We start from the raw sequence: 11,982 nt of genomic DNA, 5'->3' as shown, positions 1-11,982 counted from the left end.
GGCGTCGCTCAGCTCAGGGCGGCGGCCAGCTCCCGCAGCCGGGTCAGCGCGTCCTCGCGCTCGGCGCGGTGAGCCTCCGCCTCGGCCGCGAGCGGCGGCAGGAACCCGGCGAGCGTGCGATTGACCGCGACGACGTGCACCGTCATCCCCAGCGCCTCGCCGAGCACCAGGCGCAGCGGCGGCACCGCGTGATCGGCTCCCTCCATCGGCGTGCCCGCGTCGTACACCCCGCCGCGGGCGGTGACGAGCACGGCAGGCCGGCCGGCGAGCGGGGGCTCCTCGGAGCCGAACGGCGCGGTCCCGCCCGGCACGTGGATGTGATCGAGCCATGCTTTGAGCGTCGACGGCATCGAGTAGTTGTAGAGCGGCACCCCGATGACGAGCGCATCGGCGGCCAGCAGCTCGTCCACCAGTGCGCGCTGGGTCGCGTCGGCATGCGGCGGCACGACACCCCGCCGCATCGTGGCGGGCCAGTGCAGGTCCGCGGCCGCCAGGTGCGGCGGCGGGTCGGCGTGCAGGTCGCGGTGCACGATGCGGCGGCCCTCCCCGGCGGCCTGCCAGGCGTCGGCGAAGGCCGCCGTGAGGTCGCGCGTGGTCGAGTGCTGGGTGTCGGCGGAGGAGTCGAGGTGCAGCAGCGTCGTCATGCACCGATGCTACCGACCGGCGCTGCCCGCCGCCGCGACGAGCTCGCGCGTGTACGGATGCCACGGGCGCGCGAGCACATGCTCGGTGGCGCCCTGCTCCAGCACCTGGCCCGCCCGCATGACGGCGACCCGGTCGCTGACGCGGCGCACGACCGCGAGGTCGTGCGAGATGAACACCATGGCGAGGCCGTCGCGACGCTGCAGCTCGCCGAGCAGGTCGAGGATTCCCGCCTGGGTCGTGACGTCGAGCGCCGACACGGGCTCGTCGCACACCAGCACGTCCGGGCGCCCGGCGAGCGCGCGCGCGATCGCCACCCGCTGGCGCTGTCCGCCCGAGAGGTGGGCGGGCCGGCGGGGGAGCATCGCCGGGTCGAGCCCGACCCGGCGGAGCAGCTCCGCCGGCGTCGGGGCGTCGTCGCGCCGGGCGTGGCGCAGGATCCGCTCGACGGAGTGCCGCGGGTCGAACGATCCGAGCGGGTCCTGGGGGACGAGGCGGATGCGCGCGCCCTCCGCCCGGCTGACCGAGCCGGCGTCCGGCTCCTCGAAACCCACGAGCAGCCGGGCGAGGGTCGACTTCCCCGAGCCCGACTCGCCCACGATCCCCAGCGCCTCTCCGGCGCGAAGCACGAGGTCGACGCCATCCACGGCCACCACCTCGCCCGAGGCGCCGTGGTAGCGCCGGACAGCCCCGCGGGCGCGCAGGACATCGCGTCCCGCGGCGGGGGCCGGGCCGGGTTTGGCTCCGCGCGGCACCGCGGCGAGGAGCGCCCGCGTCGTGGCATGGCGCGGTGCGGTCAGCAGCGTGCGGGCGTCGCCGGTCTCCGCGATGCGGCCGTCCTCGATCACCGCGACGCGGTCGGCGAGGCGCTCGACGGCGCCGAGGTCGTGGGTGATGAACAGGATGCCCGTGCCCTCGTCGCGCAGGCGCGCGAGCAGGTCGAGCACGCGCACGGCGGTCGTCGCGTCGAGCGCCGTCGTCGGCTCGTCGGCCACCAGGAGGGCTGCACCGCCGACGAGGGCGGACGCGATGAGAGCGCGCTGACGCATGCCCCCCGAGAACTCGCCGGGCCGACGCCGCAGCCACCGAGCCGCTTCCCGATCGTCCGCGGTCGCCGGGTCCGCACCGCCGCCCTCCTCGCCGCCGCACTCCGCGGGCTGGGCCGCGCCGAGGGGCAGGCCCGCCGACCGCAGGGCGTCGATCACCCGGCGCCGCCGCTCGGGCCGTGGCACACCGCGCACCGCGAGGCTCTCGCCGACCTCGGCGCCGATCGTGCGAAGCGGATCCAGCGACTGCAGCGCATCCTGCAGGACGAGCGCGGCTGCGCCGCCGCGCACGCCGCGCCATTCGCGCTCGCTCAGCCGAAGCCCGTCCCGTGCGGCGATCGTGAACTGCGCCGCGTCCACGTGCGCGCCCTCGCGGCGCGTGAGCCCCAGCACGGTCCGGGCGAGGACGGACTTCCCCGCGCCGGATTCCCCGACCACCGCCACGCACTCGCCGGGGGCGACGTCGAGGTCGATGCCGCGGAGCACCGGGGTGTGCCCGCGCGTCCCGTTCGGCAGCGACACCCGCAGGTCGCGCAGCCGCAGGAGCGGCGGGCCGGCCTCGTGGGCGGCAGGGCGGGCGCTCACGCGGCGCCTCCCGCTCCGGAGGCGCGGCGCCCGAGCACCGTGAGAACGGTCGCGGTGGCCACGATGGCGAGCCCGGGGAACACGGTCATCCACCATGCCGTGGAGATGTACACGCGCCCGGCGTTCAGCATCGCGCCCCACTCGGGCGACGGCGGCAGGGCCCCCAGCCCCAGGAAGCTCAGCGCCGACACCCAGACGATCGCCTGTCCGACGCCGAGCGTGGCCGTCGCCACGAGCGGCCACAGGGTGTTCGGGGCGATGTGCCGCGTGAACACCGTGAGCGGCCCGGCGCCCTCGTGTCGTGCGAAGCGCACGTACTCGCTTCGCACGACGCCGCGCAGTCGGGCGCGGAGGATCCGCGCGTAACCGGGTGCCGTCGCGATGCCGATCGCGAGCACCGAGGCGCCGGTGCCCGGGCCGATCACCGCGACCAGCAGCAGCGCCATGACCAGCGTCGGCAGCGCGAACAGTACCTCGACGACGCGTGCGATGGCGGCATCGAGCCAGGCCGGGCCGAGCGCGCCCGCGAAGCCGAGCACGAGGCCGATGCCGATGCCGATCGCGGTCGCGGCGAGCCCGATCCCGGCCGAGGCCGTCGCGCCGTGGACGACGCGCGTGAACAGGTCGCGTCCGGACTCGTCCGTGCCGAAGGGATGCGCCCAGGACGGGGGAGAGAATGCCTGCGCGGGCGCGATGGCCAGGGGGTCGCCGGGAGCGAGCGCCGACGGGGCGATGACCGCGACGAGGATCGCCAGCAGCGCGCCCGCCGCCGCGACGCCGCTCGGCCCCAGCCGTGTCCGAGCGCGCGCGCCCGCCTGCGCCGTCACGATCCCACCGCCAGCTCCGGGGTCCGCGGGGGTGTCCCGCGCGCCGCGACCGACCGTCGCGGCGCGCGCAGGCGCGGGTCGACGACAAGCTCGGCGGCGTCCACGGCCGTCACGACGATCACGTAGAGCACGGCCACGACGACGACCGCGCCGATCACGAGCGGCACGTCCCGGCCGAGTGCGCCGTCGAGCAGCAGACGGCCGAGCCCGGGCCGCGCGAAGAGCGACTCCACGATGACGGCGCCGCTGAGCAGGTTGCCGAACGCCCAGCCGGACAGGGACAGCGCCGGCAAGCTCGCATGCCGGAGCGTGTGATGCAGCAGCACGCGCGGCTCTCCCGCACCGCGGGAGCGCGCGGTGGTTGCGAACGGGGCGCGGTCGGCGTCGACCAGCGCGTCGCGCGACACCTGGGCCAGGAACCCGGCGATCGGGATCGCGAGCGTGACGACGGGCAGCACGAGGCCCGCCGGATCCGCCCCGGAACTCGTCGCGGGCAGGATGCGCAGCGACGACGCGAAGACGAGGATGAGCACGGCGCCCAGCCAGAACTGCGGCGTGACGGTCGCGACGAGCTCGAGCCCCCGCAGCGCGGCGACCGCGGCGCGGCCCGCGCGCCCGCGCGAGACGGCCGCGATCGTGGCGCCGACGAGAGCGAGCGCCCAGGCGAGGAGGAGGGCCAGGGTCGCGAGAAGGAGGGTCGCGGGCAGCTGCGCGGCGATCAGCTCCACCACGGGTTGCCGGCGCGCGTACGAGTCGCCGAGCTGCAGCGTCGCGATGCGCCACAGCTGAAGCGCGTACTGCACGAGCAGCGGCTGGTCGAGCCCGTACTCCGCGCGCGCGTGGGCGACGGCCTCCGGGCTCGCCTGCGAGCCCGGCCCGCCGAGGATCGCCTCGAGCGGATCACCGGAGGCGCGCAGCGCGAAGAACACGACCGTGGCGACCACCCACACCACCAGGAGCGCACCGCCCACGCGCCCGGCCAGCCACCGCAGCCAGCCGGGCGCGCGGCGAAGCGCGGCGCCGGCGTCAGTCCGTGAGGCGGGCATCGACGAAGGTCGGCGTGGCGACCGTGCCGAGCGTCGTCACTCCCGTCACGCCACGGGTGAGGAAGTGGTTCTGCTGGTCGTACAGCGGCAGGATCGCGTAGCTCTCCAGGATGCGCTGCTGGGCCTGCGCGTAGAGGTCGGCGCGCACGTCCTCGTCGTGACTCGCCGATGCCTCGTCGAGCAGGGCGTCGAGCTCCGGGTCGGCGAGCTGGGCGTGGTTCGCGAAGTAGCCCGACGGGGCGGGCTCGATGCCGTCCGAGTGATAGAGCACGCGCAGCACCTCCGGCCCGACGCGCGTGTACGGGGCGCTGACGGCCTCGTAGGAGTACTCGCTCTGCCCCTCGGCGAATCCGATCGCGCCGTACCACGCGGACAGGTCGAGCGGCGTCAGCGTCACGTCGAACCCCACGGCTCGCACATTCGCCTGGATCTGCTCGAACAGGGACTGCTCGGCCGCCACGGACTGGTTCGTGCTGACCGGGAAGCGCACGCTCAGGCGGCGTCCGTCCTTCATCCGCACGCCGTCGGCGTCGCGCTCGGTCCAACCGGCCGCGTCCAGCAGCGCGTCCGCCTCGGCGACGTCCGTCTCGAAGAGGCTGTCGTCGCTTTCTCCCGTCGGCTCGGTGCTCGCCAGCGGCGAGTAGGAGCGCTCGACCGTGCCGAGGTAGAGCGCCTCGATGCCCGGGTTCGGGTCGGCCGCGCGGATGAACGCCTCGCGCACGCGGATGTCGTCGAACGGAGGCTGTGCCGTGTTGAGCTCGATGCGGTTGACGGACCCGGGGCGGGGGGCGTCGATGTGCTCGATGTCCTCCGCCTGCTGCGCGGATACGATCGCGTCCGGCTGCGGGTTGTCGATCACGTGCACCTCGCCGGAGACGAGAGCGGCCTGGCGCGTCGCGGCGTCCGGGATGAAGCGCCACACGATCTCGTCCAGGTGCGCCGGCCCCTCGAGCTGGGTCTGGGGTCCCGGAGTACGGTAGTCCGGGTTGCGGACGAGGGTGATCTGCTGCTGCGGCACCCATTCGTCCACGATGAAGGGACCCGTGCCGATCGGCGCCGCGCAGTTCTCCTCCATGCCGCGCGCGATGCCGGCGGGGGACTGGATCGCGGTCCACTGCATGCTGAGCGATTCCAGCAGCGCGGAGTCCGGTTCGGACAGGTGGAAGCGCGCGTGCGTCGCGTCGACCGCCTCGACCTCCGCGACCTTGCCGACCGCGAGGTAGCCGGTCGACGATCCGGTGGCCGGATCCTGCAGATGCTCGATGTTGACCTTGACGGCCTCGGCGTCCAGCGGGGTGCCGTCGGTGAACGTCACGCCCTCGCGCAGCGTGAAGTCCCACGTGAGGCCGTCGTCGGACACCTCCCACTCCTCGGCGAGCCACGGTGTGATCGTCCCGTCCGCGGTGCGTCCCACGAGCGGCTCCAGATACTGCGTGCTGATGAGCGCCTGCGGGTAGTTGCCGCCCACGTGCGGGTCGAGGCACGTGGGCTCGGCGTCCCCCGAGGCGTAGACGAGCGTGCCGCCCTCGTGTGGCTCTGCTGCGCCGCCGCCACCGGGTGAGCAGGCGGTGGCGACGAGCGCGGTGGCGGACACGAGGACGAGCGCGGGCAGGGCGCGACGAAGCATGGGCACCTTCTCGGGAGTATTCGGACTGAGTCCAACAATACTCCCCTCGCAGGGCGACCGGATCGCCTCTCGCCGTACGCTGGTGCCATGAGCACCTCGCGCGCGGGCCGCCCCAAGGCGTCGTCGCGCGCCACGCTGGCCGAAGCGGCGTGCGAGCTGTTCCTCGAGAAGGGGTACGAGGCGACGTCGACCGCGGACATCGCGGCCCGCGCCGGCGTCAGCCGGTCGAGCTTCTTCAACTACGTCGACTCCAAGGCCGGGCTGCTGTGGGGCTCGCTCGACGAGCGGCTCGACCGACTCGAGCGCGACCTGGCGGTCCCCGGGCGGTCCGTCGGCGACGCGGTGCGCGCCGTGGCGAGCGGGTTCGCGCCGGACGCGCTGGCCCTCGCGTTCGCGAACGCCGAGGCGATGGGCGTGGCCGCGGAACTGGAGCGCGAGGCAGCGCTGCGCCGGGCACGCGTGGCGCGGGCGGTGGCCGGGGCGTTGCGCCGTGGCGGAACGGACGCCCTCGTGGCGGAGGTCGCGGGCGCCGCGTACGGAGGCGCCGTGGTCGCCGCCGTCGAGCGGTGGTCTCTCGCGGGACCGGGGCGCACGGCGCTCGCGGCCGTGCTCGACGAGGCGCTCGCCGCCATCGGGCTCATCCCCACCGACTGACGGGCGTCCGGATCTCCCTTGTCCGGCACGCCGGGACTGCGTAGCGTGGAGTGACGGACGCACCGAGGATCGAGACCGAGCACTTCGGGGGGGCGGGCATGAGCGAGACGCACGAACGGGGAACAGGCGCGCCCGACGCAGCGGGAGCCCTTCGTTCCAGTCGCGTGGCCGGCACCCTGGCCATGGTCGGCGGACTGGTCCTGATCCTCGTCGGGATCGTCGTCTGGGTCATGGTAGCGATGCAGCTGCGGGCGGAGAACATCGTGGTCCCCGACGACGCCATGGCGTTCCAGGGCCAGGTGGTGAGCGGGCCGCTCACGGCATTCGTGCAGGCCGACATCATCCAGCACCACGCGCTCGAGGCGAGCGGGGGCAAGACGTACGCCGAGCTCGCCCAGGACGACCCCGTGCGCGCGACCATGATGAACGCGTCGTTCCTGCGCGCGTCGCTGTTCACGTCGGTCGTGTCGTTCGGCGTGGCGGCGTTCGCGATCGGGACGGGCGTGCTCGCGATCATCCTCGGGTGGGGCCTGCGCCGGCTCGCCGCCGCCCGCGCCGCGCTGCAGGCCTGAGCCGTCCGCCCGGCCGCCGGCCGCGGAGCACGGTCACGTAGACTTGGGCCATCATGGCAACCTTCGGCACGCTCTCCGATCGGCTCACCGAGACCTTCCGCAACCTTCGCACGAAGGGCAAGCTCTCCCCGGCCGACGTCGACGGCACCGTCCGCGAGATCCGGCGCGCACTGCTCGACGCGGACGTCGCGCTGACCGTCGTGAAGGACTTCACCGCGCGGGTGCGCGAGCGCGCCCTGGGCGACGAGGTCAACCGTGCGCTGAACCCCGCGCAGCAGGTCGTGCAGATCGTGAACGAGGAACTGGTGGGCATCCTCGGCGGCGAACAGCGCCGCCTGCAGTTCGCCAAGAACCCGCCCACCGTGATCATGCTGGCGGGCCTGCAGGGATCCGGTAAGACGACCTTCGCGGGCAAGCTCGCGCGCCAGCTGGAGAAGGACGGCCACACGCCGCTGCTGGTCGCGGCCGACCTCCAGCGGCCCAACGCCGTGAACCAGCTGCAGGTCGTGGCCGAGCGTGCGGGCGCGGCGGTCTACGCGCCCGAGCCGGGCAACGGGGTGGGCGACCCCGTGCGCGTCTCGCGCGACGGCGTCGAGTACGCCCGCCAGAAGCTGCACGATGTGGTCATCATCGACACGGCCGGCCGCCTCGGCGTGGACGCCGAGCTGATGAAGCAGGCGGCGGACATCCGCAAGGCGACGAACCCGGACGAGGTGCTGTTCGTCATCGACGCGACGATCGGCCAGGACGCGGTCAACGTCGCCAAGGCGTTCCAGGACGGCGTCGACTTCACGGGCGTCGTGCTGTCGAAGCTCGACGGCGATGCGCGCGGCGGCGCCGCGCTGTCGGTCGCCTCGCTCACCGGACGGCCGATCATCTTCGCCTCGACGGGTGAGGGCCTCGACGACCTCGAGCCGTTCCACCCCGACCGCATGGCGAGCCGCATCCTCGACCTCGGCGACATCCTGACCCTCATCGAGCAAGCGCAGCAGGCCTTCGACGAGGAGGAGGCGGCGAAGGTCGCCGAGAAGTTCGCGAAGGATCAGTTCACGCTCGAGGACTTCCTCGAGCAGATGCAGCAGCTCAAGAAGATGGGCTCGATGAAGAAGATGCTCGGCATGCTGCCGGGCATGGGCCAGATGAAGCAGCAGCTCGAGGACTTCGACGAGAGCGAGATCGGCCGCACCGAGGCGATCATCCGCTCGATGACCCCCGCCGAGCGTCAGAACACCAAGATCCTCAACGGCTCGCGCCGGGCGCGCATCGCGCGCGGGTCGGGCGTGACCGTCACCGACGTCAACCAGCTCGTGAACCGCTTCGAGCAGGCCGCGAAGATGATGAAGACCGTCGCCCGCGGGGGCACCCCGAACATCCCGGGCATGGGTCTGGTTCCGGGGATGGGGCGTCCCGGCGGGTCGTCCAAGCGCGGCAAGGCGGCGAAGAAGAAGGGCGGCTCGCGCTCGGGCAACCCCGCCAAGCGCGCCGCGGAGAACGCGGGCCTCGCCGCGACGCAGCAGCCCACGGGCTCGGGCTTCGGCCTCGGCGCGGCCAAGGCGCCGAGCGAGGCCGACCTGGCCGAGATCCAGAAGCTCTTCGGCAAGGGCTGACCCCGCCGCCCCGTCGGGGGCCCGCTCAGCGCGCCGGAACGGGGGTGTCGACGTCGACGCCGTGGAGGTCGCGCAGCTGCGCGACGGTCTGGGCGACCTGGGCGTCGCGCGCCGCGGGGTCCCAGCCGAGGAGCGGGGCGAGAGCGTCGGCGATCGTTTCGATCGCGTCGCGGTCCGCGCGTCCGGTGAAGGCCAGATCGGTGCGACGGAACACCACGTCGGCCACGTGTGCCACGTGCTCCTCGCGCACCATCCACGCCAGCTCGCGGGTCGACAGCCCGCCCCCCAGGAGCGGCTCGTCGGGGCCCTCCGCGAGGAACGCCCCGAGCGCCGCGGCCCGGGTGCCGTAGCGCTCGAGCAGCAGGCGCGTGCGCGGGGAATCCTCGCCCAGGTGCAGGCGCAGCCACGCGGCCTGGTCGGTGGGAGTGCGGGGGTAGTCGCGCCCGCCGCCGATGACCCGCCCCGCGGTGCGCACGGTGCGCTCGCGCCCGAGCAGGGCCAGCACCGTGTCTGCCAGGTGCTCGCCGAGCGCCCGGAACGTCGTCCACTTGCCTCCGACGAGGCTCACCAGCGGTACCCGCCGGCCCTCCGTCGCGGCCCACGGCCGGTCCACCTCGATCCGGTAGTCGCGCGAGACGAAGCCGGGCGCGGTGTCCTCGTGGCGCGGGAGCGGGCGGATGGCCGAGAAGCGGTAGACGATCTGGGAGCGATCCACGGCGATCCGGGGGAACACGATCCGGATCAGGTCGAAGAAGTAGTCGACCTCCTCCTCCGTGCACACCGCCGGCTCGGCCGGATCCGCGTCGATGTCGGTCGTGCCCACCATCACGCGGCCCTTGAGCGGGTAGATCAGCACGATCCGCCCGTCGGCGTTCTCGAAGAAGATCTCGCGCCCGCCCGTTGCCCGCAGCAGCTCGGGATGGTCGAGCACGACGTGCGAGCCCTTCGTGCCCCCCATGAAGCGGGTGGGCGCGCCCAGCGACGCGTTGGTGAGGTCGGTCCACGGACCCGACGCGTTCACGACGACGTCGGCCTCCACCGCGAACTCGGCGCCGGTGAGACGGTCGCGCAGTCGCACCGCCGCGCCGTCGCGGCCCACGGCCTCGACGTAGTTGAGGGCGCGCGCCCCCGCCTGTCCGCTGGCGGGGTGCGCCGCGAGGCCGTCCAGCAGCACATCGAGCGCGAGCCGCTCGGGGTCGTGCATGGACGCGTCGAAGTACGTCGCGGTGTACTTCAGCTCGCGGTTGAGCGCGGGCAGCTGCCGCAGCGATCGACGGCGTCCGAGGAACGCGTGGCGGGGCGCGACGCGTCCCGCGCCGGAGAACGCGTCGTACAGCACCAGGCCCACCTTGATCAGCAGCGCACCGCGCTCGGCGGGCGGTCCCGAACGGTGGGTCAGGAAGCGCAGCGGGGCCGTGAGCAGCCCCGAGAAGGTCGAGAAGATCGGGATCGTGGTGCGCAGGGGCCTGACGTAGTGCGGCGCGATGCGCAGCAGGCCGTTGCGCTCGCGCACCGACTCCTTGACGAGGCGGAACTCGCCGTTCTCCAGGTAGCGGATGCCGCCGTGGATCATGTGGCTCGAGGCTGCGGACGCGCCGGAGGCGAAGTCGCCGCGCTCGACCAGGAGCACGTCGACGCCCTGCAGCGCCAGATCACGGAACGTGGCGATGCCGTTGATCCCGCCGCCGACGATCAGCACGCTGGTGCGCCCCGCGGTGCGCGCCTCGGTCACGCTGGCGCGTTCGGGCTGGGCCGGCATGGTTCCCCCTCTGGCTCGCCTGGTCCCGGGACCCCGGTGGGCGGTCCCGATGGGCGCTCACCTCTACCCTAGGGATCCATGGACTACGTCGTCGCGATCGATCAGGGCACCACCAGCACGCGCGCCATCGTGTTCGACCGCGCCGGCCGCCCCGTCGCCACGGGACAGCTCGAGCATCGACAGGTGTTCCCGCGCCCGGGATGGGTCGAGCACGACCCCATGGAGATCTGGGCCAACACGCGCGAGGCGATCGGGCAGGCGCTGGCGAAAGCCGACATCACGCGCCACGACGTCGCGGCGATCGGCATCACGAACCAGCGCGAGACGGCCGTGGTGTGGGATCGCGTCACGGGACGGCCCATCGCCAATGCGATCGTCTGGCAGGACACCCGGACGCAGGGGATGGTCGACGAGCTCGCCGCCGAGGGCGGGACGGATCGCTTCGCCGACGTGACGGGGCTGCCGCTGGCGACATACTTCTCCGCGACCAAGATCGCCTGGATCCTCGACAGCGTGGAGGGCGCCCGCGAGCGCGCGGAGGCCGGCGAGCTGCTGTTCGGGACCACCGACACGTGGGTGCTGTGGAACCTCACCGGGGGCGCGGGCGGTCGCGGGGGAGCGGGAGCGGGCGTGCACGTCACCGACGTCACGAACGCCAGCCGCACACTGCTGATGGACCTGCGCACGCTCGACTGGGACGACGAACTCCTCGCCGCGTTCGCCATCCCACGCGCGATGCTCCCGGAGATCCGCTCCTCGTCCGAGGTCTACGGACATGCCGGCACGCGGAGCCTGCTGCGGGAGACGCCCATCGCGGGCATCCTCGGGGACCAGCAGGCGGCGACGTTCGGCCAGGCCGCGTTCGAGCGCGGCGAGTCGAAGAACACCTACGGCACGGGTAACTTCCTGATCTTCCAGACGGGGGAGGAGATCGTCCGCTCGCGCAACGGGCTGATCACGACCGTCGCGTACAAGCTCGGCGACGAGGCGCCGCGGTACGCGCTGGAGGGCTCGATCGCGGTGACCGGATCGCTCATCCAGTGGCTGCGCGACAATCTCGGGATCATCCGCACCTCTCCCGAGGTCGAGCAACTCGCCGCCACGGTGGAGGACAACGGCGGCGTGTACATCGTGCCGGCGTTCTCCGGCCTGTTCGCGCCGTACTGGCGCCCCGACGCGCGCGGCGCGATCCTGGGGCTCACCCGCTACGCGAACAAGGGCCACATCGCGCGCGCGGCGCTCGAGTCCGTCGCGTTCCAGACGCGCGAGGTGCTGGACGCCGTGGCCGCCGACGCCGGGATCGGGCTCGAGGAGCTGCGCGTGGACGGTGGCATGGTCGCCAACGACGCCCTCATGCAGTTCCAGGCGGACATCCTGGGTGTGCCCGTGCTGCGCCCCGAGGTGACCGAGACCACGGCGCTCGGCGCGGCATACGCCGCGGGCCTGGCCGTCGGCTTCTGGGACAGCCTCGACGAGCTGCGCGCCCTGTGGCGTGAGGACCGCCGCTGGGAGCCGGCCATGGCCGCATCAGACCGCGAGGCCCGCCTGGCGCGCTGGAAGGACGCCGTGACGCGCACGTTCGACTGGGAGCGCTGAGCCCGCGCCGGCGGCGCGCGC

The 11,982-nt window shown here is 73.5% G+C and carries 10 protein-coding genes; 4 read left to right on the top strand and 6 right to left on the bottom strand.

What is annotated here, in order from left to right:
• Positions 1 to 8: 8 nt before the first annotated feature.
• From IEX37_RS05535 to IEX37_RS05515, 5 genes are read right to left on the bottom strand one after another with little or no spacing between them, the layout of a single operon-like run.
• Positions 9 to 644, bottom strand: a complete 636-nt coding sequence (locus tag IEX37_RS05535; RefSeq protein WP_188755250.1) for an FMN-dependent NADH-azoreductase — start codon at positions 642 to 644, stop codon at positions 9 to 11.
• A 9-nt stretch (positions 645 to 653) separates the two neighbouring features.
• Entirely contained in the window at positions 654 to 2,273 is a 1,620-nt protein-coding gene (locus IEX37_RS05530) for an ATP-binding cassette domain-containing protein (RefSeq protein WP_229663094.1), read from the bottom strand.
• Positions 2,270 to 3,100, bottom strand: a complete 831-nt coding sequence (locus IEX37_RS05525; protein ID WP_229663093.1) for an ABC transporter permease — start codon at positions 3,098 to 3,100, stop codon at positions 2,270 to 2,272. Before IEX37_RS05525 ends, IEX37_RS05530 begins: the two co-directional genes overlap by 4 nt.
• Positions 3,097 to 4,146, bottom strand: a complete 1,050-nt coding sequence (locus IEX37_RS05520) for an ABC transporter permease (RefSeq protein ID WP_188755248.1) — start codon at positions 4,144 to 4,146, stop codon at positions 3,097 to 3,099. Before IEX37_RS05520 ends, IEX37_RS05525 begins: the two co-directional genes overlap by 4 nt.
• A complete protein-coding gene (locus IEX37_RS05515; RefSeq protein ID WP_188755247.1) occupies positions 4,127 to 5,773 on the bottom strand; it encodes an ABC transporter substrate-binding protein in 1,647 nt (548 codons plus the stop codon). Before IEX37_RS05515 ends, IEX37_RS05520 begins: the two co-directional genes overlap by 20 nt.
• 87 nt (positions 5,774 to 5,860) lie before the next feature.
• On the opposite strand from IEX37_RS05515, the gene IEX37_RS05510 reads away from it, so the two are divergent.
• The 3 genes from IEX37_RS05510 to ffh all read left to right on the top strand — a co-directional run bounded on the left by IEX37_RS05510 (position 5,861) and on the right by ffh (position 8,606).
• Positions 5,861 to 6,427: a TetR/AcrR family transcriptional regulator gene (locus IEX37_RS05510; RefSeq protein WP_188755246.1), complete on the top strand. Its 567-nt coding sequence runs from the start codon at positions 5,861 to 5,863 to the stop codon at positions 6,425 to 6,427.
• A 98-nt stretch (positions 6,428 to 6,525) separates the two neighbouring features.
• Positions 6,526 to 6,999, top strand: coding sequence for an aromatic ring-opening dioxygenase LigA (locus IEX37_RS05505; protein ID WP_229663092.1), 474 nt, complete (start codon positions 6,526 to 6,528; stop codon positions 6,997 to 6,999).
• 53 nt (positions 7,000 to 7,052) lie between these two features.
• Positions 7,053 to 8,606, top strand: a complete 1,554-nt coding sequence (gene ffh, locus IEX37_RS05500) for a signal recognition particle protein (RefSeq protein WP_188755245.1) — start codon at positions 7,053 to 7,055, stop codon at positions 8,604 to 8,606.
• Positions 8,607 to 8,631: 25 nt separating this feature from the next.
• Here the strand turns inward: ffh and IEX37_RS05495 are convergent, their stop codons facing one another.
• Complete coding sequence (locus IEX37_RS05495) at positions 8,632 to 10,365, bottom strand: glycerol-3-phosphate dehydrogenase/oxidase (RefSeq protein WP_188755244.1); 1,734 nt, start codon at positions 10,363 to 10,365, stop codon at positions 8,632 to 8,634.
• 78 nt (positions 10,366 to 10,443) lie between these two features.
• On the opposite strand from IEX37_RS05495, the gene glpK reads away from it, so the two are divergent.
• On the top strand, positions 10,444 to 11,961 hold the full coding sequence (glpK, locus tag IEX37_RS05490) for a glycerol kinase GlpK (protein ID WP_188755243.1): 1,518 nt from the start codon (positions 10,444 to 10,446) through the stop codon (positions 11,959 to 11,961).
• The last annotated feature ends 21 nt before the right edge of the window (positions 11,962 to 11,982 follow it).

The organism is Microbacterium album (genome assembly GCF_014643695.1).
GTDB classification, from domain to species: domain Bacteria; phylum Actinomycetota; class Actinomycetes; order Actinomycetales; family Microbacteriaceae; genus Microbacterium; species Microbacterium album.
Note: the sequence above shows the minus strand (reverse complement) of the source record. Positions and strands in the feature narration are given on the sequence as shown.

Bases quoted from the DNA above. Each gene is read 5' to 3' on its own strand.
- IEX37_RS05535 (WP_188755250.1), bottom strand. From the start codon at position 644: ATGACGACGCTGCTGCACCTCGACTCCTCCGCCGACACCCAGCACTCG.
- IEX37_RS05520 (WP_188755248.1), bottom strand. From the start codon at position 4,146: ATGCCCGCCTCACGGACTGACGCCGGCGCCGCGCTTCGCCGCGCGCCC.
- IEX37_RS05515 (WP_188755247.1), bottom strand. From the start codon at position 5,773: ATGCTTCGTCGCGCCCTGCCCGCGCTCGTCCTCGTGTCCGCCACCGCG.
- IEX37_RS05510 (WP_188755246.1), top strand. From the start codon at position 5,861: ATGAGCACCTCGCGCGCGGGCCGCCCCAAGGCGTCGTCGCGCGCCACG.
- IEX37_RS05505 (WP_229663092.1), top strand. From the start codon at position 6,526: ATGAGCGAGACGCACGAACGGGGAACAGGCGCGCCCGACGCAGCGGGA.
- ffh (WP_188755245.1), top strand. From the start codon at position 7,053: ATGGCAACCTTCGGCACGCTCTCCGATCGGCTCACCGAGACCTTCCGC.
- IEX37_RS05495 (WP_188755244.1), bottom strand. From the start codon at position 10,365: ATGCCGGCCCAGCCCGAACGCGCCAGCGTGACCGAGGCGCGCACCGCG.
- glpK (WP_188755243.1), top strand. From the start codon at position 10,444: ATGGACTACGTCGTCGCGATCGATCAGGGCACCACCAGCACGCGCGCC.